Origin of the sequence: Acinetobacter sp. UBA2581 (assembly GCF_002339435.1) — a bacterium.
In the GTDB taxonomy this organism is placed as follows: domain Bacteria; phylum Pseudomonadota; class Gammaproteobacteria; order Pseudomonadales; family Moraxellaceae; genus Acinetobacter; species Acinetobacter variabilis.
The window spans coordinates 1-23,426 of the sequence record NZ_DDLD01000008.1; the positions used below are offsets into that span (position 1 = coordinate 1).

The 23,426-nt window shown below is 42.9% G+C and carries 27 protein-coding genes; 16 read left to right on the plus strand and 11 right to left on the minus strand.

All coding sequences use genetic code 11. The features are described 5' to 3' along the window. Positions 1-18: 18 nt before the first annotated feature. A complete protein-coding gene (locus B3Q46_RS00875) occupies positions 19-474 on the minus strand; it encodes a hypothetical protein (protein WP_376745103.1) in 456 nt (151 codons plus the stop codon). 228 nt (positions 475-702) lie between these two features. Between B3Q46_RS00875 and B3Q46_RS00880 the strand changes: the two genes are divergently transcribed. From B3Q46_RS00880 to B3Q46_RS00910, 7 genes are all read left to right on the plus strand, one after another. Beyond that, entirely contained in the window at positions 703-2,343 is a 1,641-nt protein-coding gene (locus B3Q46_RS00880) for a CTP synthase (protein ID WP_004783758.1), read from the plus strand. A 31-nt stretch (positions 2,344-2,374) separates the two neighbouring features. Next, on the plus strand, positions 2,375-3,232 hold the full coding sequence (gene kdsA, locus B3Q46_RS00885) for a 3-deoxy-8-phosphooctulonate synthase (protein WP_004783756.1): 858 nt from the start codon (positions 2,375-2,377) through the stop codon (positions 3,230-3,232). Positions 3,233-3,296: 64 nt separating this feature from the next. After that, the gene (eno, locus tag B3Q46_RS00890) at positions 3,297-4,586 is read left to right on the plus strand and encodes a phosphopyruvate hydratase (protein ID WP_004783754.1); all 1,290 of its coding nucleotides are present in this window, start codon (positions 3,297-3,299) and stop codon (positions 4,584-4,586) included. A 7-nt stretch (positions 4,587-4,593) separates the two neighbouring features. Next, complete coding sequence (locus B3Q46_RS00895; RefSeq protein WP_004783752.1) at positions 4,594-4,983, plus strand: septum formation initiator family protein; 390 nt, start codon at positions 4,594-4,596, stop codon at positions 4,981-4,983. Beyond that, complete coding sequence (ispD, locus tag B3Q46_RS00900; RefSeq protein ID WP_004783750.1) at positions 4,952-5,665, plus strand: 2-C-methyl-D-erythritol 4-phosphate cytidylyltransferase; 714 nt, start codon at positions 4,952-4,954, stop codon at positions 5,663-5,665. Before B3Q46_RS00895 ends, ispD begins: the two co-directional genes overlap by 32 nt. Before the next feature lie 100 nt (positions 5,666-5,765). Continuing rightward, positions 5,766-6,905 carry a rod shape-determining protein RodA gene (gene rodA / locus B3Q46_RS00905; RefSeq protein WP_004783749.1) on the plus strand — a complete coding sequence of 380 codons (1,140 nt, stop codon included), beginning with the start codon at positions 5,766-5,768 and terminating at the stop codon, positions 6,903-6,905. A 248-nt stretch (positions 6,906-7,153) separates the two neighbouring features. Then, complete coding sequence (locus tag B3Q46_RS00910; RefSeq protein WP_228127243.1) at positions 7,154-7,402, plus strand: hypothetical protein; 249 nt, start codon at positions 7,154-7,156, stop codon at positions 7,400-7,402. A gap of 46 nt (positions 7,403-7,448) precedes the next feature. Here B3Q46_RS00910 and B3Q46_RS00915 read toward each other — a convergent pair whose 3' ends face one another. The 10 genes from B3Q46_RS00915 to B3Q46_RS00960 all read right to left on the minus strand — a co-directional run bounded on the left by B3Q46_RS00915 (position 7,449) and on the right by B3Q46_RS00960 (position 15,549). Beyond that, on the minus strand, positions 7,449-7,751 hold the full coding sequence (locus tag B3Q46_RS00915; protein WP_004783744.1) for a cyd operon YbgE family protein: 303 nt from the start codon (positions 7,749-7,751) through the stop codon (positions 7,449-7,451). Between the two features lie 3 nt (positions 7,752-7,754). After that, entirely contained in the window at positions 7,755-7,856 is a 102-nt protein-coding gene (gene cydX, locus B3Q46_RS00920) for a cytochrome bd-I oxidase subunit CydX (RefSeq protein ID WP_004783742.1), read from the minus strand. Between the two features lie 24 nt (positions 7,857-7,880). Further along, a complete protein-coding gene (gene cydB / locus B3Q46_RS00925; protein WP_004783741.1) occupies positions 7,881-9,026 on the minus strand; it encodes a cytochrome d ubiquinol oxidase subunit II in 1,146 nt (381 codons plus the stop codon). Beyond that, a complete protein-coding gene (locus B3Q46_RS00930) occupies positions 9,023-10,642 on the minus strand; it encodes a cytochrome ubiquinol oxidase subunit I (protein ID WP_286712855.1) in 1,620 nt (539 codons plus the stop codon). The genes cydB and B3Q46_RS00930 overlap by 4 nt, the downstream gene beginning before the upstream one ends. Further along, the gene (gene cydP, locus B3Q46_RS00935; protein WP_004783737.1) at positions 10,642-10,833 is read right to left on the minus strand and encodes a cytochrome oxidase putative small subunit CydP; all 192 of its coding nucleotides are present in this window, start codon (positions 10,831-10,833) and stop codon (positions 10,642-10,644) included. The genes B3Q46_RS00930 and cydP overlap by 1 nt, the downstream gene beginning before the upstream one ends. 417 nt (positions 10,834-11,250) lie before the next feature. Beyond that, positions 11,251-12,384, minus strand: coding sequence for a porin (locus B3Q46_RS00940; RefSeq protein WP_004783735.1), 1,134 nt, complete (start codon positions 12,382-12,384; stop codon positions 11,251-11,253). Positions 12,385-12,728: 344 nt separating this feature from the next. Continuing rightward, entirely contained in the window at positions 12,729-13,142 is a 414-nt protein-coding gene (locus B3Q46_RS00945) for an HIT family protein (protein ID WP_004783733.1), read from the minus strand. Between the two features lie 31 nt (positions 13,143-13,173). Beyond that, complete coding sequence (locus B3Q46_RS00950) at positions 13,174-13,440, minus strand: YARHG domain-containing protein (protein WP_004783731.1); 267 nt, start codon at positions 13,438-13,440, stop codon at positions 13,174-13,176. An 83-nt stretch (positions 13,441-13,523) separates the two neighbouring features. Further along, on the minus strand, positions 13,524-14,396 hold the full coding sequence (locus B3Q46_RS00955) for an NAD(P)-dependent oxidoreductase (RefSeq protein WP_004783729.1): 873 nt from the start codon (positions 14,394-14,396) through the stop codon (positions 13,524-13,526). Between the two features lie 55 nt (positions 14,397-14,451). Further along, on the minus strand, positions 14,452-15,549 hold the full coding sequence (locus B3Q46_RS00960; protein WP_004783728.1) for an alpha/beta fold hydrolase: 1,098 nt from the start codon (positions 15,547-15,549) through the stop codon (positions 14,452-14,454). Between the two features lie 142 nt (positions 15,550-15,691). On the opposite strand from B3Q46_RS00960, the gene B3Q46_RS00965 reads away from it, so the two are divergent. The 9 genes from B3Q46_RS00965 to trpB all read left to right on the plus strand — a co-directional run bounded on the left by B3Q46_RS00965 (position 15,692) and on the right by trpB (position 23,409). After that, the gene (locus B3Q46_RS00965; protein ID WP_005235924.1) at positions 15,692-16,879 is read left to right on the plus strand and encodes an O-succinylhomoserine sulfhydrylase; all 1,188 of its coding nucleotides are present in this window, start codon (positions 15,692-15,694) and stop codon (positions 16,877-16,879) included. Between the two features lie 28 nt (positions 16,880-16,907). Next, a complete protein-coding gene (locus B3Q46_RS00970) occupies positions 16,908-17,237 on the plus strand; it encodes a YbaB/EbfC family nucleoid-associated protein (RefSeq protein ID WP_004783723.1) in 330 nt (109 codons plus the stop codon). Positions 17,238-17,250: 13 nt separating this feature from the next. Further along, on the plus strand, positions 17,251-17,847 hold the full coding sequence (gene recR, locus B3Q46_RS00975) for a recombination mediator RecR (RefSeq protein WP_004783720.1): 597 nt from the start codon (positions 17,251-17,253) through the stop codon (positions 17,845-17,847). Positions 17,848-18,039: 192 nt separating this feature from the next. After that, positions 18,040-19,182, plus strand: a complete 1,143-nt coding sequence (locus B3Q46_RS00980; RefSeq protein WP_005235921.1) for a ribonuclease D — start codon at positions 18,040-18,042, stop codon at positions 19,180-19,182. A 129-nt stretch (positions 19,183-19,311) separates the two neighbouring features. Beyond that, entirely contained in the window at positions 19,312-19,617 is a 306-nt protein-coding gene (locus B3Q46_RS00985) for a YcgL domain-containing protein (protein WP_004783715.1), read from the plus strand. Between the two features lie 21 nt (positions 19,618-19,638). After that, entirely contained in the window at positions 19,639-20,022 is a 384-nt protein-coding gene (locus B3Q46_RS00990; RefSeq protein ID WP_004783714.1) for a hypothetical protein, read from the plus strand. 21 nt (positions 20,023-20,043) lie between these two features. Further along, positions 20,044-20,895 (plus strand): AAA family ATPase, encoded by an 852-nt coding sequence (locus B3Q46_RS00995; RefSeq protein WP_004783712.1) that lies wholly within the window; start codon positions 20,044-20,046, stop codon positions 20,893-20,895. 13 nt (positions 20,896-20,908) lie between these two features. Then, the gene (locus tag B3Q46_RS01000) at positions 20,909-22,096 is read left to right on the plus strand and encodes a vWA domain-containing protein (RefSeq protein ID WP_004783711.1); all 1,188 of its coding nucleotides are present in this window, start codon (positions 20,909-20,911) and stop codon (positions 22,094-22,096) included. A 107-nt stretch (positions 22,097-22,203) separates the two neighbouring features. Further along, the gene (gene trpB / locus B3Q46_RS01005; RefSeq protein WP_004783709.1) at positions 22,204-23,409 is read left to right on the plus strand and encodes a tryptophan synthase subunit beta; all 1,206 of its coding nucleotides are present in this window, start codon (positions 22,204-22,206) and stop codon (positions 23,407-23,409) included. The last annotated feature ends 17 nt before the right edge of the window (positions 23,410-23,426 follow it).

Sequence of the window (23,426 nt, forward strand, 5' to 3'; positions counted from 1 at the left end):
AATAGTGCGTAAGTCCTATTAGTTTTCAAGTGCTGGCATAGCAGCAGCAATCGCATCTGCAACTGCATCATCTTCAGACTTGTTTGCAGAAGATGAATTGTTTTTAGGAGCGGCTGGTGTTGCTGCAGGTTTTGCAGGCTGCTCAGTACTTGAATTTGTTTCAGCTGCAGGCGCAGGCTCTGATTGAGCAGGTTCTGGTTTTTTAACTTCACGGCGAATTTCAGTTGTAGTATTCGCAGTTTGTTCGCGCTGGATTTCAACAGTCGGTGTTGCTGGTGCTTCTTCAACCGGTTCAACTGGTGTTGATTCTAATGGTTCAACAGGCTCAAGTTGTACAGGTTCCGGAGCAACCAATTCAGATGCTGGAGTAACTTCGGTTTGTTCTTCTTCTTTTGGAGCTTCTTTTTTTACACAACCAGTCAGTGTAAGGCCAGTCAGGATCAGGGTACAGATTAAAAGTTTCTTCATCATCATTGCATCAAACAGAATAGTGTAGGGTGTGAATGTTCCTATTATAGCAGCAAAATGCAATATATAAATCATATGAACTTACTGTAATTTTTTTAAGGAATTGCTGTTAGAATAGTCAATTGTTTATTGTTCTTTGATTTGATGCGGATTGACTTTGCTTTATTGGTGCAAGGTAAAGTAAAATTGCGCAACATTGCAGGCCGATTTAGGCTCGATTGTACGAGAAACCCAATGACCCATTTTATTTTCGTGACTGGTGGTGTTGTTTCATCACTAGGTAAAGGTATTTCAGCTGCTTCTGTTGCTGCACTTTTAGAAGCCCGTGGTTTAAAAGTGACCATGGTAAAAATGGATCCATACATTAATGTCGATCCAGGGACTATGAGCCCATTCCAGCACGGTGAAGTTTTTGTTACAGAAGACGGTGCTGAAACAGACTTAGACTTGGGTTACTACGAACGTTTCTTGCGTCGTGCGAAAATGACCAAATTGAATAACTTTACATCAGGCCGTGTTTACCAGGATGTTCTGAATAAAGAACGCCGTGGTGATTACCTAGGTGGTACTGTACAAGTTATTCCACACATTACTGACAACATCAAAGAACGTGTACTTCGCGCTGGCGAAGGTTATGACGTTGCGATCGTTGAGATCGGCGGTACTGTAGGTGATATTGAATCTCTCCCATTCATGGAATCTGTACGTCAGTTAATGGTTGAACTTGGTCATAAACGTACGATGCTGATGCACTTAACGTTACTCCCATACATTAAGTCTGCAGCAGAATTAAAAACTAAACCAACTCAACACTCAGTAAAAGAACTTCTGTCTATTGGTATTCAACCAGACATTTTGATCTGCCGTACTGAACATGATGTTGATGCAGATACGACGCGTAAAATTGCCTTGTTCACTAACGTAGAAGCGCGTGCAGTAGTCGTGTGTAAAGATGCACGTACGATCTACCAGATTCCACGTACTTTCTATGAACAGAACGTTGATGATCTCATCTGTGAATGTTTTGGCTATGACAATCTTCCAGAAGCAGACCTGTCTGACTGGGATAATGTGGTAGAAGCTTTACTGAACCCTGAATACACTGTACGTGTTGCAATGGTGGGTAAATATGTTGAACTTCCAGATGCCTACAAGTCTGTGAACGAAGCACTTTTACATGCGGGCATTCAAAACCGAGTGAAAGTTCAGATCGACTATGTCAATGCTGAAGAACTTGAAAGCCAAGATGTCAATGAAGTATTGAAAGATGCGGATGCGATTCTGGTTCCGGGTGGTTTCGGTGAGCGCGGTACTGAAGGCAAAATGAAAGCGATTCGTTTTGCACGTGAAAACGGTGTGCCATTCCTGGGCATCTGCTTGGGTATGCAGCTTGCAGTGATCGAATATGCACGTAACGTGGTGGGTATCACTGATGCGACTTCAACAGAATTCAACCGCTCAACCAAATCTCCATTGATTGGGCTGATCACTGAATGGTTAGATGAGCGCGGTGAAGTTCAACAGCGTTCAGTAGATTCAGACCTTGGCGGTACCATGCGTCTAGGTGCACAGAAGTCTGAACTGGTACCGGGTACCAAGACTGCTGAAGTGTATGGTTCGGATGAAATTATCGAACGTCACCGTCACCGTTACGAGATGAACAATCGTTATATCCCAGTGCTGGAAGAAAAAGGCATGAAGATTTCTGGTTATTCTCCGGTACAACATCTGGTAGAAACTGTTGAAATTCCTGCACATCCTTGGTTTATTGCAGTACAATTCCACCCGGAATTTACCAGCTCGCCACGTGATGGACATCCATTATTTGCCGGTTTCATTGATGCTGCAAAAAAACAGTACCAAAAAACCAAATAATGCGAGTTTAAGACACAACTAGGAAGTTTAAATGTCACAATTAAAACCACAAGAAATTGTACGTTTAGGCGATATACAAATGGCAAACCACTTGCCATTTGTACTATTCGGCGGCATGAACGTACTTGAGTCGAAAGACTTAGCTTTTGAAATTGCAGAGACTTATGTTGATATCTGCAAGCGTTTAGATATTCCATATGTCTTTAAAGCAAGTTTTGACAAAGCCAACCGTTCAAGCCTGAACTCATTCCGTGGGCCTGGCCTCGAAAAAGGAATCGAGTGGTTAGCCGACATTAAAAAACATTTTAATGTACCAATTATCACTGATGTACATGAGCCGTATCAGGCTGCTCCTGTGGCAGAAGTTGCTGACATTATTCAGCTACCTGCATTCTTAAGTCGTCAGACTGACCTGGTTGAAGCGATGGCAAAAACTGATGCCATCATCAACATCAAAAAAGCCCAGTTCCTTGCTCCGCATGAAATGCGCCACATTTTGCATAAATGTCTGGAAGCAGGGAATGACAAGCTGATTCTTTGTGAGCGTGGTTCAGCCTTTGGTTACAACAATCTGGTTGTAGACATGCTGGGCTTCGACATCATGAAAGAAATGAACGTGCCAGTATTCTTTGATGTAACGCATGCATTACAAACTCCGGGCGGTCGTGCTGACTCTGCCGGTGGTCGTCGTGCGCAGATTACTACACTGGCGCGTGCCGGTATGGCAACAGGTCTTGCAGGTTTATTCCTGGAAGCTCATCCAAATCCAGATGTGGCAAAATGTGATGGTCCTTGTGCCTTGCGTTTATCTCAACTAGAACCATTCCTGGCTCAATTAAAAGAGCTGGATACTCTAGTGAAAGGATTTGAAAAATTAGATACACATTAATTCAATATACATTGATGCGTCTTTTTTGACGCATCATTTTTATTAATCAACTGAGGAATAGTTCATGAGTCAAATCGTTGACATTCGTGCACGTGAAATTTTGGACTCTCGTGGTAATCCAACCATCGAAGCAGACGTTATCTTAGCATCTGGCGTAGTTGGCCGTGCATGTGCACCATCTGGTGCTTCAACTGGTTCTCGTGAAGCTCTAGAACTTCGTGATGGCGATAAAGCACGTTACCTAGGTAAAGGTGTTAAAACTGCGGTTAACAACGTAAACACTCTGATTCGTGATGCGTTAGTGGGTAAATCAGTATTCGAACAAAAAGACATCGATAATACGATGATCGCTTTAGATGGTACTGAAAACAAAGAAAAATTAGGTGCAAACGCAACTTTGGCAGTATCTCTTGCTGCTGCGCGTGCTGCTGCTGAAGAAAAGAAAACTCCGCTTTACCAATATATCGCAGATCTTCGTGATCAAAAGATTTTGACCATGCCTGTTCCAATGATGAACATCCTGAACGGTGGTGCTCACGCAGACAACACTGTTGATATTCAGGAATTCATGATTGAGCCTGTAGGTTTCACTTCATTTTCTGAAGCGTTACGTGCGGGTGCTGAAATCTTCCATTCTTTAAAATCAGTTTTGAAGAAACAAGGTTTGAACACTGCAGTTGGTGATGAAGGTGGTTTTGCGCCAAACCTTCGTTCTAACGAAGAAGCTATTACTGTGATCCTGTCTGCAATCGAGCAAACTGGTTACAAGGCTGGTTCTGACATTATGCTTGCGCTTGACTGTGCATCTTCAGAATTCTACAAAGATGGTCAATATATCCTGGCTGGTGAAGGCAACAAATCGTTCACAAGCAACCAGTTTGCTGACTACCTTGCAGGTCTAGTAAACCAATACCCAATTATCTCCATTGAAGATGGTCTGGACGAATCTGACTGGGAAGGCTGGTCTTACCTGACTTCGATTCTGGGCGACAAGATCCAGTTGGTTGGTGATGACCTGTTTGTTACGAATCCTAAGATTCTTCAACGTGGTATCAACGAGAAAGTAGGCAACTCAATCCTGATCAAGTACAACCAGATCGGTACATTGACTGAAACTCTGGATGCCATCTACCTTGCGAAAGCAAACGGTTACTCTACTGTAATCTCTCACCGTTCAGGTGAAACTGAAGATTCTACTATTGCAGATCTTGCAGTGGGTACAGCAGCAGGTCAAATTAAGACTGGTTCACTTTGCCGTTCTGACCGTGTGGCGAAATATAACCAATTACTTCGTATCGAAGAATTGACTCAAGCTGCATATCGCGGTAAAGCTGAGTTCAAAGGTTTGAACTAAGCGACTTATGTCAATGTTAAATGTATTCGACTCCTTGATGAGTAAAGTACTGTTGGGCCTTGCGATCGTTCTGATCGCAGGGTTTCAATATTTATACTGGTTTGGTGAGGGTGGTTATAATGACCATCAGGCATTGACCCAGAAAATCCAGCAACAAGTAGAATTGAATGAAGAGCTAAAAGAACGTAATCGCGTTCTGGCTGCAGAAGTTTATGATTTGAAGAATGGTATTGAAGCCATCGAAGAACATGCTCGTCTCGATTTAGGTTTGATCAAGCCGCATGAAACCTTTGTACAAATGAGCACTATTAGTACTCAATATAAACCGATTTATCTTAATCCGAATAAAGTAGACCTGAGAACCAATGAATCAGCTGATGTTCCAACAACACCATAAATTGTGGGTCATTTTACCAGCTGCAGGTTCCGGTAGCCGATTTTCCAAAACCGAACTTAAACAATATCAGATGATTCAGGAACAGACCGTTCTTGAACATACGGTTTCGCGCCTGAATCAATTGCCATTAGCAGGTTATGTCCTTGCAATCGGTGCACAGGATGATGTTGCCAAGACTCTGCCACTTTCTCGTCTGGATAAAGCGCATTTTTGCTTGGGCGGTGCAGAACGCGTCAACTCTGTACTAAATGCCTTGGAATATTTATCTGAGATAGCTTCAGAAGAAGACTGGGTTTTAGTGCATGATGTAGCCCGTCCTTGTGTGAGTCAAAGCTCCTTGATTGATCTGGTCAATACAGCAATTCAAACCGATCAGGCGGCGATTCTGGGTATTCCGGTACGAGATACCTTAAAGCGTGTCGTAAAGAGTCATGATATTGAAACGACGGTAGATCGTTCAACTTTGTGGCAGGCGCAAACACCACAAATGGCGAAACTTGGAACCTTAAAACGTGCAATTCAGCAGGCACTCGCAGATGGTGTTACCATTACCGATGAAGCCAGTGCACTGGAACATATAGACGAACCAGTTCAAGTAGTACAAGGCCGCTCTGACAATATTAAAATTACCTATCCAGATGATCTGGAACTGGCCAAACTGATACTGGCTGCCCAGCGCTAAATATATTGCAATAAAAATGGAATAAATCAGTCAATGGCGATTTATTCCGGAGCACTTTAACTTATAATTTTGCCATCATGAATTTTCTACCCGTGGGCCAATGATCCCTTCTCAGCAGTATCGTTTTTTGCGGCAGTCCGCACGCGATGGACGTAGTATTAATCCCCAAAATGCCTCCCGATGGGCCAAGTTGCACCTTGATCCATGGCTGCTTTGCTTCCTGATTTTAAATGCGATCTTGGGTCTGATGGTGGTCTACAGTGCCACCTCGGAAGATTCCGGGATGGTGATCCGTCAGGCGATCAGTTTTGGTGTGGGCTTTGTGGTGATGTTTATTTGTGCCCAAGTACCACCTAAGGTTTATCAAGCTGCCAGTCCATATTTTTATATGTTCGGTATCTTTATGCTACTGCTGGTCTTTGTGATTGGTGAGAAGCGTCTTGGGGCAACCCGCTGGATTACGTTGCCGGGTGTGGGGAGTATGCAGCCGAGTGAGGTAATGAAGTTTGCCATGCCACTGATGATGGCCTGGTACTTTGCCCGTAAACCTTTCCCGCCGAAGTTTCTGGACATTGTCGGTGCTTTGGTGATTTTAGGCGTGCCATTTGTATTGGTAGCACTGCAACCCGATCTAAATATCGGTCTGGTGATTCCCGGGATTTTTGTACTATTCCTGAGCGGCATGTCATGGCGCCTAATTGCTGGAGCCTTTGCTGCTTTAGCTATTGCAGTGCCATTGCTGTGGATGTTCTTGTTGCAGGAATATCAAAAGAAACGGATTCTGACTTTATTCGATCCAGAATCGGATGCCTTGGGCGCAGGCTGGAACATTATCCAGTCCAAAATTGCCATCGGTTCGGGCGGGATTATGGGGAAAGGCTATTCGCAAGGTACTCAGTCTCATCTAGGTTATCTGCCTGAACATCATACCGACTTTATTATGTCGACTTATGCGGAAGAATTTGGTTTTATCGGGGTGTTTCTTCTATTCAGCCTGTTTACGGCCATTATTATTCGCTGTCTGATTATTGGCATGAATAGCTTTCATAACTTTGGCCGTTTATACGCCGGTGCGATCGGACTAACTTTTTTCTTCTTTGTATTTTTAAACTCAGGCATGGTCAGTGGGATCTTACCTGTGACGGGTGACCCTTTGCCATTGATGAGTTACGGTGGTACAGCCGTGATTTCCATGTTGGCAGGGATGGGTATTGTGATGTCAATCCATACTCATCGTTAGAAAATTCAATGAAGTAAGTTTTCAAAGCCAGACCAGTTCTGGCTTTTTTATTACTCGTATTTGTTAAAAGTAGCTTTATGCTATAAATATTCAATAACTTAGATAAATCATATGCAATTTTTATTGTTGAGGGGAAAATGAATAAATTAATGATAACCATTGGAATTTTCGAGTTATCTGTTTCAGCTTGGGCCAAACCACTGAGTTAGGCTGAATTTAAGGCAAAAACCAAACAAAAATATGATGAGTTGGAGTTAAAACTTGCTGTATTGAACTCATCGGTAGACCAACGTGAGCATCCTGCACTTATGATTGCTAAAGCCTGTGAATATGCAACCGGTTTAAAGCAGTTAAAATATCTATCAGAACAGAATCTGCATCTTGCGGCAGCGCAAGATGAATTCCAGTTTGTGAGTAAACTAGATAATCAGTTTACTCAATCTCTTCAGGATTTGGGAACTACCTATGAAACAGGCTGTGTTTCACAAAAAAAATAAAGAACAAAAAGCCCTCAAATGAGGGCTTTTTGTGGTTGTTTCATACTTAGCTAAGAAACCAGGTGTAATAACCCCAAAGCATTAAAGGCCAAGCCAGAAACGGACTAAATAGCCATTTCCAGAACCAGTACTGAGGGATAAAGCCAACTCCGTGAATAAAACCGCCTGAAATCCCGATCATGATAAACATCATGGCGCGGTGGCTATATTCCCCGTTGGCATCCAGCATCGCAGCAGGATGAACCAGCAACACCGCTGCGAGTGGAAAAGCCAATAGGCAAGAAATCACCATTGCAAAAGGGTTAGATTTTTTTTCTATCTTTACTTGTTCAACTGCAGCGTCTGTCATCTCTTATTTCTCATCCAGGTCTTGATGATTTTCAATATATAGTGCACTAAGTACACCGGCGAAACAGGCCATCAAAATGCCGAGAATCCATGCGAAATACCACATAATTTTATCTCCTAAGACACAGCCTTAGTACAGGCTGTGTGAATTCTCTTGAATATGTTTTTTGGTAATCACGCCCCACATCTTGTAGTAACACCAAGTGGTGTAGCACAGGATCAGTGGAACGAAGATGCATGCAGCTACAGTCATCACAGTTAAGGTATTTTGGCTGGATACCGCATCCCACATGGTTAAGCTTGCAACTGGGTTGATGCTAGATGGCATCAGGAATGGGAACAGGGCAAAACCGGCAGTCAAAATCGCACCGATCACCGCTAAAGATGAACCCAGGAAGCTCAAACCTGCTTTGGCTTTAGATGCAGCCAATACCACAATGATGCCACCTAAAATACCTGCAACTGGTGCCAGTATCGTAATTGGATAATTGCTGTAGTTGTTCATCCAGCCTGGGTTGGCATTGGTCAGTACTTCTTTTGCTAGTGGATTAGCGATACCGTTAGTTTCGTAAGGAGTCACTAGGGTATAACCCTGGATACCACCGAAATATAACCATGCACCGACTGCCAGGAAAGCTACCAGATAAACAATCCCCATGATTTTGGTTGCTTTGGCAGAACGTTCACGTAAATCGCCATCTGTACGTAGCATCAACCATGCACCACCGTGTGCACACAGCATAGATAAGCTGACAACACCACATACCAGTGCAAATGGATTGAGCAGGGCAAAGAAGCTGCCAGAATAAGTCGAACGAACTGTTTCGTCTAATGTAAATGGAACACCCAGGAACATATTGCCGAATGCAACACCGAAAACCAGTGCAGGCACAGCACCACCAACTGCTAGGCCCCAATCCCAGGCATTACGCCATTTGGTATTTTCCAGTTTGGAGCGATAGTCGAATCCTACTGGACGCAGGAATAAGGCAAACAGAACAAGCAGAAGTGCCCAGTACATACCAGAAAAGGCAGTTGCATAAACCATTGGCCAAGCAGCAAACAGGGCACCACCCGCAGTAATAAACCAGACTTGGTTACCATCCCAATGCGGGGCAATCGTATTGATTGCTGCACGACGTTCTTCATCATTCTGACCCACGAATGGCATGATCGCCATGGAGCCCATATCAAAGCCATCAGTCAGGGCGAAACCAATCAGCAAGACGCCAACCAGTACCCACCAGATTATTTTGAGGAGTTCGTATTCAATCATGATTGAACCTCGCCAGTTACGCCTTTTGGAAGAGCTGCATCTTCTTGATCGGCTGCTGCTTGAGAATTAGGTTTTTCGAAGTGGTATTTACCGGTATGTAATGAACTTGGACCCAGACGTGAGAATTTAATCATCAGGTACATTTCAATAATCAGCAAGACAGTGTAGAACGCTGCTAATGCAATGATTGAACCCCATACATCGCCTGTGCTTAAGCTTGAAGTCGACAGATGTGTAGGCAGAACCTCACCAATAGTCCAAGGTTGACGACCTACTTCAGCAACAAACCAGCCAGTTTGTGCCGCAATCCATGGAAGTGGTAGTGCAAATAATGCAAATTTTAATAACCAAGGTTTGTTTTCTGCATTGCGTTTAGCCACCGCAAAAGTTGCTAATACAAACAGAACCAGCATCAGGAAGCCAGAAGCGACCATGGCACGAAATGCCCAGAACAGGCTTGGTACATGTGGAATAGTATCTTTTGCTGCTGCCTTAATTTGCTCGTCAGAAGCATCTACAACATTTGCAGTATATTTTTTCAGAAGCAGACCGTAGCCTAAATCTTTTTGAGTTTCTGCAAATGCAGCTTTCAGCTCAGGAGACTGATCGCCAGCACGTAGTTTTTCCAGTTGTTCATAAGCTACCATACCGTTTCGGATACGACCTTCATGTTCTAGTAGCAGGTCTTTAATACCGGTAACAGGAGTATCTACAGAACGTGTGGCGATGATCCCCATAACATAAGGAATTTTCACAGCATAATCGGTAGACATGGTTTCTTTATTTGGGAAGCCAAATAAAGTAAATGCTGCAGGCGCTGGTTCAGTTTCCCATTCTGCTTCAATCGCAGCCAGTTTGGTTTTCTGTACATCACCAATTTCATAACCAGACTCATCGCCCAGCAGGATCACTGAAAGTGTAGACGCTAAACCGAAAATGGCAGCAATCGCAAATGAACGGCGTGCAAATGGCAGGTCACGTTTTTTCAGCATGTAGTAACTTGAAATTGCCAGTACGAAGATGGCACCAGTCACATAACCTGCAGAAACAGTATGTACGAATTTAACCTGTGCAACCGGGTTAAAGATCAGTGCTGCAAAGTCCACCATTTCCATACGCATGGTTTCATAGTTAAATGCTGAACCGACCGGGTTTTGCATCCAGCCATTGGCAACCAGAATCCACAGTGCAGACATGTTAGATCCCAATGCTACTAACCAGGTCACGCCCAGATGCTGTACTTTGGATAAACGGTCCCAACCGAAGAAAAATAAACCAATGAAAGTAGATTCAAGGAAGAAGGCCATCAAACCTTCAATAGCCAATGGTGCACCGAAAATATCACCCACATAATGCGAATAATATGCCCAGTTGGTTCCGAACTGGAACTCCATGGTTAAGCCTGTGGTTACCCCTAAGGCAAAGTTAATCCCGAACAGTTTTCCCCAAAACTTAGTCATGTCCTTGTAAATTTCTTTGCCGGAAATCACATAGGTGGTTTCCATGATGGCAAGCAGAAATGCCAGGCCTAAGGTCAGTGGAACAAAAATAAAGTGATACATCGCGGTCATAGCGAACTGGAACCGCGAAAGATCGACCACGCTTTCAGAAATCATCAACGTGTCTCCTTGATTTGGGAAGGATTGCCGGCGATACGCTCGGCGACTTGAGTGTCAAAATCTTTTGGAATAGTAGGCGCATCAAACCAAATATTTTTAATTACCAGAAGTAGAATGATCTTGATAATTAAAATCGCAGTAATCTCTCTTACTGTTTTTTGGTTTAAGTTTTTAGAAACTAAGCTCATGTGAACAAGCCTATTATGTGGTTTGTTATATATTATTAATCGATTGTAACTAAAAAATAAATAGACTAAATAGTTTAAATAAATATATATTTATAAGTTATTGAAAATATTAATAATATACTATTAAAAGTTTGATAATTATTCTAAATATTTGTGATTATTTTGTGTAAAAACAGATTATTTAAATCTGACTAAAATGCTTATATTTATATTTTTAAAGTGGATTAATTTGCTTGGTTTAATTATTAAATAGATAAAATTAATCTGATTAAAATGGTTGGGATTTATTTTTTAATCTTATTAAATCTGATTATTTTGCTGGGGTTTTTATTCTAATTAAAATAGTCAGGATTAATTAAAAAATAAAAAAGAACCCGCATCAGGCAGGCTCTCTTCTAATATGAAATTGGGGAGGTTTTAGAAGTCGTAACGCATACCTAGAGAAAGACCTAAGCTGTCTTCACCGCGTGCGCCACCTACAGCATTGGTACGAGCTTGTGCCCAAGGGGTAAGGTTTGAGTTTTCATCATTTAGTACAGTTGCTATGTTGCCATAAACGCGAACTGTTGGATCTAAACGATGCTCAAGTCCGATTGCCAGTAAAGTTGCATTCGCATCGTCCGCATCGACATCGCGGTGGAATACTTCACCACGGAATGAGGTTTTTGGTGCAAATTTATACTCACCGGCTATACCAAATACTTGTGCATCTGGGTTTGCTTCAGAATTATCGTGTTGAAGGAATTGGTATAAACCACCCAAGTTGAACTCAGGCGTGATTTTGTAAGCACCTGCGATACGGAAACCATCACGTTCGCCACGACCTGCATCTTCTTCATAATGTTCATAGGCAGCAGCAAAATCAACTTTACCTTCTTTATAGGTTAAAGCGAGATCGTATGCTTTATCATCGCGATTATCTTTATTGGTAGTAGTTGTAGTTCCCGGTACGACTACTGTTACTGGACCATTCACAGTTTCAATTACAGTAGTTTTTGGTGAAGATGTTGACACGCTATCAGGACTATTACCTTCGTGTAAAGAAAGTGCTGCTAAAACATTAAAACCGCCACCAAATTTTGGTGATTTATATTCAATCGTATTGGCATTACGTTCATCAAAACGCAGGTTGCCTACACGCGTGACGTTACGAACGTCACCAACCATATCACCAAAGAAGTTGACCGGGCCACGTGCTACTTTGAATGGGCTGTCAAAACGGCCGATACGCGCTTGACCGAAATCACCTTTTAAACCAACAAAAGTATCACGAGTTGCAAATTCAACATCATCGTTTGCAGAACCACTTGCAAAGTTAATTTCTTGTTCGATTTGACCAAATACGGTCATACCATTTTCTAGTTTTTGTTCAGCTTTAAAGCCTAGGCGTGAAGAGTTTGAAGAAAGACCTACTTCGTTATAATCCTGGCCATCATCCAGATAATCTAAAGAAACGTGTGCACGACCATACACTTTAACATCAGCAGCAGCTGCCATTACTGGTGTTAAAATTGTTGCCCCGATTGCTAATGCAGATAACGTTTTTTTCATGTGTTGCTCCAATAAAGACTTTTTTATTCATCGTCTTAAAAACAAGTTTCAGTATTGTTTTGAAACATCTACTGCTCTATTGGTGCCAAGTATTCATTACAAATAAGTCAATATGATTAAGGAAATATTTCAGAAATATTAAAGACAATCATTGTCTTATTTTTTATAGAATTGTGAGTGGGATAAGCAGGATTGATACAAATACAACTAGGCTCGGTGTTTGCTGTAAAACCTAAAAATAGGCTAGGTGACTTTTATTAATATTTTAGTGACTTAATTCAAGGTGAAATACATCAAACATAAAAAATGGAGCCAAAGCTCCATTTTTAAATATTAAGAATAGCTTACAGGGCAGCTTTAATTTTCTCTGCCAGTTGCTTGATTTTTTCCTGATCGCCCATTTGTGCAGCATGTTTGCCAAGGTTGTGCAAAGAAGTAGGTACCAGATGGAAATGGACATGCGGAACAGTCTGACCCGCCGTAGCGCCGGAGAGCTGCATCAGTACAATGCCATCTACACCTAAACCTTTTTCAATCGCTTTGGCAATTTTTTGCACCACCTGAATGGTATAGGCTGCAATTTCAGGATCCAGGTCAAGCAAGGTAATTGCGGGTGTTTTAGGAATGACCAGAGTATGACCATCGGCCTGTGGCATGATGTCCATAAATGCAAGAACTTGGTCATCTTCATACACTTTAATTGCTGGAAGTTCACCACGCAGAATTCGTGCAAAAATATTTTGGTCATCGTAAGTCATAAGTGCATTCCTTGAGCAGAATTGAATTGTATTATTTACAATTCAATTCTTTCTGACGTTCTTTGATCGCGTCAAGACGTTGCTGCTCTTTTTCTGAAAATTTTGGCTTGGTTGTGTAGCAATTGTCATTAAACTTTGCTTTTGCTTCAGGATCCTTGAAACAGAAACCTTTTGATGCATAAATGACATCATGGTCATTTTTCAATTTTTTGCATTCCTGTTCAGATGCAAGAACCGATGTTGAAGCCCCAAACAAAGTTGCAGAACCGACGAGTGCTACAACAAATAACTTATTCATAAGAGTTTCCTCAGGTATCACTGCATGTGGCTAGTCTATAGTCACAATATTAGGTTTGTTTATTATTATTCAATGGCGAGATATTACTCAATGGTAATATTACTCCATGATTCATACATTTTTACAGCACTGGAAAAGTCACTATTTTTATCCGACAGATTGCTAGCAGCTTGCATCAGACTTTGACCCAAAGCAAGAAGTGGCACTGCCAGTTTAGCATCGCGCGCAAGATCAAGTGCAATGCCGGTATCTTTGGCCAAGAGAGGCAGGGCAAAGGTAACAGGAAAGCTACGGTTCAAAATACGCTGTCGTAAAACGGTTTCAGTCACATTGCTTTTGCCGCTTGATGCATTGATACAATCCAGTGCTTCATTCAGATCAACCCCGTGTGCTTTCAGCGTGGTAAAGCCTTCTGCTGCCGCACACAGGTTTACAGCCAGTAACATATTATTTACCGCTTTTACCGCAAAGCCAGCACCTGATGTACCCACATGCTTAATTAATTTGCCAAAAGCCTGCATCGCTGGCAGGGCTTTTTCAAAGCCTTCTGCATTACCACCGACCATCACAGTCAATGTGCCATTTTCCGCACCAATGGTCTGGCCACTCACAGGTGCATCCAGGAAAATCACACCCTGTTCAGTCAGTGCTTCTTCTAGGTGTCGGGCAGCGTCAGGAACACCACTGGTACAGTCTACCCAGATACTGCCAGCTTTAAGGCTGAGGCCTTGGACTAATGCTTCAACATCGGCACTGGTCGGCAGGCAGGAAAAAATAATATCTGCCTGAACTGCCTGTTCTAAAGCGACAGCTTGGGTGCCATATTCAACAGCATGTTCTTCAGCTTTGGCGAAAGTACGGTTCCAGACATAGACTGTCTCAAAATGCTTGGGTAAATGCGCTGCCATGCGATAACCCATTGCGCCTAAACCAATAAATGCCACTGACTGAATCATGTCATACCCTCTGAATAAAATAATAAATACCTGAAAAATGCCGGCTCTTCCGGAATTAAGCATCTATCCGGGTTGAGCGTTGTGCTAGCCAGGTGGTCAATTTCGGCCAGAATGTATTGGCTGTTTTCTGATTGGACATCAGCCCAAGATGACCACCCGGGATAAGAGTAAACGTCTTATCGGTACTACTTGTCAATTCCATCAAAGGTTTAGCTGACTGTTCCGTAACAATCTGATCAGTTTGCCCAGCCCCGACCAGTAAGGAACAGTTAATATTTTTTAGGTTAATTGTCCGGCCATTTAAAGTCATCGAGCCATTTTTTAAAGGGTTTTGCAGCCATAAATGCAGCACCATGTCCTGATTGATTCCACCCGGATAATCAATCATCTTGTTCAGGAAATTACCCATAGTGGCATGTTCATAGACATCTTCAACATTTTCCAAGTTCATCAAAAACTGCTTCTGGCTTTTAAACCAGCCAATCGGATCAAGCAGCTTAAATCCCAGTGCATTGATGATACCGGGCGAATGAATATATTCCTTGGGAATCAATCCTTGGTGAATCGCCTGTTGCAGGTTTTTATTTTTGGAAATGAGCTTATTGGTGGTGCTAAACAGCTTGCCAACCCGACCAGAGGCATAACTGTCAATCGGGCTGCCCAGCACGATCAGGTTTTTAACATGTTCAGGGGAATGCAGCGCTGTATAAAGCGTGACAAAAATTCCGGCCATACTCCAGCCATGCAGGGAAATAAACTGACTGCCTGAATGCGAGCAGATCCGTTCAATAGCCTGAGGAATCGCGCCATCAATAAAAGACAGAAAATTCAAGTGACGGTGTTTATAGCGGAAACGTTTCCATTCCATTAAATAGACATCAAAACCGCTATGCTGAAAATGCTTGACCAGTGAACGGTAAGGATACAGATCATAAATATCCATATTGATCGCAAGAGGGGCAACAAAGACTAAGGGCTCATGGTACTTCTTTTCAGGCGCTGCATAATAGCGAATTTTGCAGAACTCAGTCGCAGCAATATATTCAAATGGCGTTTTTTGCGAAAGAATCAGAGAAGACGAGTTAAATAACCGGGCATTCAGGTGTTTTAATTTTTTCTTCTGGCGTTGAATATTTTGTTTTAACTGAATCATGTAAATAATTTATCCGTATATAAAGGAGAATTGGTCGAAGTCTAAGCAATAATTGCTTATTATGCCTTGACCTGAAATAGCTTAGACGCTCAAAATGATGGCAATTTTTTACAAAAGGCAGCCTTTGGGCTGAAGTAAAGTGATGAGCCAGCAAGACGATTTTAACTATCAATTAGAAACTTTAGCCATCCGTACTGGTCACACCCGTAGCTTTGAGGGTGAGCATGGTGAACCGATTTTTCTAACATCGTCATTTGTTTATGAAAATGCGGCTGAAGCTGCAGCAAAATTTTCAGGCCAAGAGCCGGGTAATATTTACTCTCGCTTTACCAATCCAACTGTTGCCATGTTTGAAAAGCGTCTGGCTGCTTTAGAAGGCGCAGAACGCGCTGTTGCGACCAGCTCTGGTATGGCTGCGATTATGGCGGTGGCGATGGCTTACCTGAAAGCAGGTGATCATGTCATTTGTTCACGCGCCGTATTTGGTTCAACAGTCTCTTTATTTGAAAAATACGTGGCTAAATTTGGTGTCGCAGTTGAGTTTGTCGATCTGACTGATCTGGATGCATGGAAAAATGCCATCAAGCCAGAAACCAAATTACTCTTTGTTGAATCTCCGTCAAACCCACTGGCTGAAGTCGCGGATATTCAGGCTCTGGCAGATATTGCACATGCCAATGATGCATTGCTCGCGATTGACAATAGCTTCTGTACACCAGTGTTACAACAACCACTCAAATTTGGTGCAGACTTAGTCGTATATTCTGCGACTAAATATCTGGATGGCCAAGGCCGTGCACTCGGTGGCGCTGTGGTAGGTAACCACAAACTGCTTGAAGAAATCTTCGGTTATGTACGTACCACTGGTCCTTCTATGAGCCCGTTCAATGCTTGGGTATTCCTGAAAGGTCTAGAAACTTTACGTTTACGTATGCGTGAGCATTCTGCCAATGCACAAAAACTGGCAGAATTCTTAAATGCACATCCGAAAGTAGAAAAAGTTTACTATGCAGGTTTACCTGAACATGTTGGTCATGAACTGGCAGCAAAACAACAAACCGGTTTCGGTGGTATCGTATCTTTCGAAGTTAAAGGCGGTCGTGAAGGTGCCTGGAAAGTAATTGACAATACCCAGTTCATTTCAATCACCGGTAACCTGGGTGATGTGAAATCAACGATTACTCATCCGGCAACAACCACGCATGGTAAATTGTCTCCAGAAGCCAAAGCAGCAGCGGGTATTCGTGAAGGTTTAATTCGCGTTTCTGTTGGTTTGGAAGAGATTGATGATATTATTCGCGACATTACACGCGGTTTAGATCTAATCTAATTTTATAAATATATGTTCGGAGATCTTTATGAACATTAATATGTTGATGCAGCAAGCACAGCGCATGCAAAAAGAAGTCGAAAACAACATGAAAAAAGCCAAAGAAGAGCTTGCGCAAACTGAAGTGCATGCTGAGGCTGGTGGCGGTCTGGTGAAAGTCACCATGACTTGCCGCAATGTGGTGAAACGTATCGAAATTAATCCTGAACTGTTACAGGACGATCCAGATATGATCGAAGATCTGATTGCAGCAGCGATGAATGATGCAGCGCGTCAAGCAGAAGTGATCTCTGAAGAGAAAATGAAATCTGCAAACTCAGGTATGGGCTTACCACCTGGTCTGGCTGGTTTATTCTAAGGAAGTATGCGCAATGTTTAGTGATCGTTTTGATCAACTGGTTCAAGCATTACGCATTTTGCCAAGCGTTGGGCCGAAATCGGCCCAGCGTATGGCTTTGCATTTAATCATGAAAAATCGTGAAGGGGCGATTGGTCTGGCACATGCCTTGACTGAAGCAACCGATCACATTCATGAATGCTCGATCTGCCATTCATTGACGGAAGATGAAGTCTGTAATATCTGTACCTCAGTTGAGCGTGATGATGAACTGCTTTGTGTAGTGGAGTCACCGGCAGATGTCATGGCAATTGAGCAAAGCGGCAGTTTCCGTGGTAAATATCATGTTCTGGGTGGTCATCTGTCACCTCTAGATGGAATCGGGCCTGAAGAAATCGGTATTCCGTATTTACTGCAACGCTTAAGTCAGGGACAGATCAAGGAAGTAATTCTGGCCACCAATGCGACTGTCGAAGGACAGGCAACCGCACATTATCTGGTTGAAGCCAGTAAGCATTTACCAGTGCAAATGACGCGTATCGCTCAAGGGGTGCCTCAAGGTGGAGAACTGGAGTATGTCGATAGTCATACTTTGAGTCAGGCAGTGCATAACCGGATGCGAATTAAGTGAAATATTAATTATATTCTCTTAACATATAATATAAAAAATATATTAGTAAAAATATAAAATGTTTACTAGATAAGCTATATTCGAAAAAAATATGGAACAAAAAGTATGATTTGGTTGTCACATTTTTATATAAAAATTCTATATATCGGGTAATATAGCTTCATCGAGCATCTAATTTTAGACTCAGTCTTTATGTTTCAATTTATTCAACATCAGCACGACTTAAATCATGTCCTGAACCTTATGGATCAAAATCCGGTCTATGGCCTGGATACAGAATTCATTAAGGTAGACACCTTGTGGCCAAAACTTGGTGTTTTTCAAATCAATGTCAATAACAATGTCTATTTGCTGGATGGAACAACACTGGATCTGAGTGAATTTCTGAACAAGATTTTTAATGCTCAACAGAATATTTTCCATGCCTGCAGTGAAGACATTGACCTGATTTACCATTACACCCAGAAAAAAGCTCTGAGCAATGTCTTTGATACACAGGTCGGTATGTCTTTCCTCGGACATGGTTTGCAGGTCAGCTATCAGAATGCCTTGAAACAGATGCTGGATGTCGATATTGAAAAAGATCAGACTCGCTCTAACTGGCTGGCACGTCCTTTAAGCTCTGAGCAGTTGCTGTATGCAGCCAATGATGTGCATTATCTGGTGCAACTGTCGGATAAAGTCAAACAGGATCTGGAAAGCAAGTATCTGCTCGATTTCGCTCTTGAAGATTGCCGTTTTTTGACCCATGAAATTGGTGAAGAAACACCGACTGCCTTGCTTTATCAGGATGTCGGTAATTATCGTCATTCACGCCGTCAATTAATGCAGTTACAACAACTGGCTGTATGGCGTGAGCAGATTGCCAAGGCGCTGAATCAGCCACGCAGCTTCATTCTGAAAAACTCGACCATGATTGATCTGGTAGAGAAATTCCCGCGCAATAATTTCCAGCTCAGTCAGATGAAAGACATCCGGGCCAATATTGTCCGTGAACATGGCAAGACTATTCTTGATCTGTTGAAATTCCTGCCTGATCAGGCCGACTGGCCACTGCGTCTGGCACGCCCAATCCGCCATTCATCCAGAGAGATTGGCGAGAAGGTCGAAACAATGATCCAGAATATATCCAATGAAATCTCTGTACCTAAAGAAGTGCTGATGCGCAAGAAATGGCTGAATGCCTTATATCAGCATGTAGTATGTCATAAGGATGAACAGGATCTGCCAAACTACTTGCTCGGCTGGCGCTATGAGTTATTAACTCTGCCACTAATTAAGGTATTGCATCAGGATGAGTCTTATCTGTCGACCCAGATGAAAGTAGTTGAGTGATTTTTACTGGATTGATTAAAGATAAAGCAATTATACAAAATCACGACTGATGCATTTGAAGCGGCTAATGTTTCTGTCGTTTTTTTGATGTATCCTTGCGATTGTTTTTTCAGAAAAGTCGTTTGAAACATGCAAGTGTCTATCTACAAATCTAGCAAAAAAGATGAAATGTATCTTTATGTGGCGCGTCCTGCAGATGAGAACGAAGCCGAAACATTTGAACCACTAGAGGTATTGGCTGAACCGGTACGTGTTGCGTTTGGTCGTGCGACTTTTGTCATGCATCTTGAACTGAGTGAATCGCGTAAACTAGCACGTGCTAATGTTTTACATGTGATGGATTCAATTTCTACCCGTGGTTTCTTCCTGCAAATGCCTCCAGAAGGTTTAATTAACCCGAATGCGCCAGCACCAGAAGGTCTTCGTGGAGCTTAAGCTCAGTTCAGGAGTTGTGAAATGAATGGTTTTGTAGCTGTATTGGACTCAATTCCTGACCAGAGTATTGCGTTTGCAGTGTATCTGCTGGGCAGTCTGATTGCGTTAGGCTGCTGGTATGGCGTGACCAAGCGCATACCAAAGGCAATGGGCGGTTTTTTATGGCTATTGGCCTTTGCCGTGCTGTTGACTCCAACCGTTTCTGAAGGCAGTAATGCTTCAGTTGCACCTGCTATTTTCGGGCTGCTATTTGGTATTCTGACCAAGGAATATGAACTCGTTTGGATTAATGCGTCACTTATTTTATTTGTCATTGGTATCGGGTCTGTGATTGGCTATTGCTGGTCGACCTATGCATCCAGTAAAACGGGTCTTGGGTCAAACAAGAAAAGTTCACCGCTGTAAATAGAAAAATAAGGTTCAATCATGTCTGCTGATATTCAACAATTCTCAGGTACGGATCAGTACATTGCCACTGACAGTTTAAAACTGGCTGTGAAAGCTGCGCGTAGTTTGCAAAAACCCTTGCTGGTCAAAGGTGAGCCGGGTACAGGTAAAACCCTGTTGGCTGAACAGGTGGCACAAAGTCTGGGACTGAAGCTGATTACCTGGCATATCAAGTCAACGACCAAGGCACAGCAGGGCCTGTATGAATATGATGCGGTATCACGCTTGCGTGACAGCCAGTTAGGTGATGATCGTGTCTATGACATCAAGAACTACATCAAGCCGGGTAAACTCTGGGAAGCGTTTACCAGTGAAGAACGCTGTGTATTGCTGATTGATGAGATTGATAAAGCAGACATCGAGTTCCCAAATGACTTGTTGCATGAACTCGACAAGATGTCTTTCTTCGTTTATGAAACGGGTGAAACCATTACTGCGACCCAGCGTCCGATTGTCATCATCACTTCAAATAACGAGAAAGAACTTCCAGATGCATTCTTGCGCCGTTGTTTCTTCCACTATATCGAGTTTCCGGATGAAGCGACCATGCGTGAAATTATCGATGTACATTTTGAGAATATTTCGGCAACACTGGTGAATGAAGCTTTGCAAGTTTTCTTCAAGTTACGCCAGATTCCAGGCTTGAAAAAACCACCTTCAACTTCAGAACTGATCGACTGGCTAAGCCTACTCATGGCAGATGATATGCCGGAAGACATTTTAAGAAATAACGACAAGTCCAAAGCGATCCCGCCTTTGTACGGCGCGCTGATCAAAAATGAGCAGGATGTACAGCTGCTTGAACGTCTAGCCTTTATGTCGCGTCGCTAAGGGAGAAACACGCATGTTTGTGCGATTGTTTTATACCCTCAGAAAATATGGCGTACCAGTTTCCACCCGTGAGCTGATTGATCTGAATCAGGCGGTGGCGGCAGGCGTGGTTTTTGCTGATCAGGACGAGTTCTATCAGCTTGCTAAAACTGTGATGGTCAAAGACGAGCGCTACTTCGACAAATTCGATCTTGCCATGAAAGACTACTTTGATGGTATCGCGACCTTTGATCTGGATGAATTGCTGAATCAGGTACATAAACTGCCCAAAGACTGGTTTGATCTGGAACTTATCGAGAAGCACTTGACTCCTGAACAGCGTGAAGAACTGAAAAAAGCCGGGTCGCTGGAAGAACTGATGAAAATGCTGGAAGAGCGCTTGCGTGAACAGCATAAAAAACATCAGGGCGGGAATAAGATGATTGGTACTGGTGGCACATCGCCATTTGGTGCCTATGGTGATCATCCTGAAGGTGTGCGCATTGGCGGGCCGGGGCGTAAACGTTCCGCCGTCAAAGTCTGGGAACAGCGTCAATACCGTAATCTGGATGATGATCAGATTCTTGGTAGTCGTCAGATGCAGATGGCACTGCGCCGTTTGCGTAAGTTCGCCCGTCAGGGTGCGGCTGAAGAGCTGGATATTGATAGCACTATTCGTGAAACCGCCAAACAGGGGATTCTGGATGTTCAGCTGGTACCAGAGCGACGTAACCGCATTAAAGTTTTAATGCTGTTTGATATCGGCGGATCGATGGATGCGCATATCGCTCAGTGTGAAAAACTGTTTAGCGCAGCCAAGACCGAATTTAAGACTCTGGAATATTTCTATTTCCATAACTGTCTGTACGACTATGTCTGGAAAGATAATGTCCGTCGTTCCAGCTCGCGCATGAATACCTGGGATCTGTTCAATACCTATGGACGGGATTACCGGGTGATTGTAGTGGGTGATGCCAGCATGGCACCCTATGAGTTGAACTCCGTCGGTGGTTCGGTCGAATATATGAATGATGAGGCAGGACAGGTCTGGTTACAGCGTCTACGTCAACATTTTGATAAAACCGCCTGGCTCAATCCTGAAGAAGAAAAATACTGGCATTACACGCATACTATTGGCCTGATTAAGCAAATCTTTGAAGATCATATGTTTCCAATGACCTTAAAAGGTATTGAGGATATGACCAAATATCTGGCGCGTTGATTCCATTTATCTATAAGTGACTTTATCTATAGTTATTAGTGCTTTAAAACGAATTATTCTAGTATAAAGTCACTTGTTATACCTTATTCCAATATTCAGGAATTATTATGGCTCATCAAATTAATGGTATTGCGTTGCCCAACGAAGAGGGTTTCTTTGGTCAATATGGTGGTCAGTTCATTCCACCAGAGCTAAAACAGGCCATGGATGACATCAATGTTGCCTATCAGGAAATCCGTCAAACTGAAGAATTCCAGAATGAATTAAAAGACCTGTTTGCCAATTATGTCGGCCGTCCTAGTCCTTTGTTTCATGCTAAACGCCTTTCTGACCAGTTAGGTGGGGCACAGATTTATCTGAAGCGTGAAGACCTGAATCATACCGGTGCACATAAAATCAATCACTGCCTGGGTGAAGCACTGCTGGCGAAATATATGGGTAAAACCAAAGTCATTGCAGAAACCGGTGCAGGTCAGCATGGTGTGGCATTAGCCACTGCATGTGCCTTGGTGGGTATTCCATGTGAAATTCATATGGGCCAAGTGGATATCGAAAAAGAACATCCAAATGTCGTTAAGATGAAAATCTTGGGTGCTAAGCTGATTTCTGTGACTCGTGGTACAGCAACCCTTAAAGATGCAGTCGACAGTGCTTTTGAAGAATACTTGAAAGATCCGAAAAACTATATCTATGCGATTGGTTCGGTGGTAGGACCGCATCCATTCCCAATGATGGTGCGTGATTTCCAGTCCATTATTGGCGATGAAATCAAGGTTCAAACCAATGAACGCTTCGGTGCAAACCCAGACTATGTGGTGGCATGTGTGGGTGGTGGTTCAAATGCCATGGGTGCATTCACGGCATTCCTGAATGATCCAGAAGTGAAACTGGTAGGGGTAGAACCTGCTGGTCATGGCCTAAATACTGATAAGCATTCCGCAACGCTGACTTTGGGTAAACCAAGCCAGTTGCATGGTATGGCCTGCTATGTGCTTGAAGATGAGCAGGGTGAACCTTTACCTGTGCATTCGATTGCTTCTGGCCTGGATTATCCAGGCGTAGGGCCACAGCACAGCCTGCTTAAAGATCTGGGTCGTGTGGAATACACTACGGCAACAGATCAGGAGTGTCTGGATGCCTTTATGACCCTGTCACGCGTTGAGGGAATTGTGCCAGCATTAGAAAGTTCACATGCAGTGGCTTGGGCAATTCGTGAAGCGGGTAAACTGCCTAAAGAGACTAAGATTGTAGTGAATCTTTCAGGTCGTGGTGATAAAGACTCTGATTATGTCGCAGAGAAACTCGGTCTTTAATTTGATTTATAGTCATA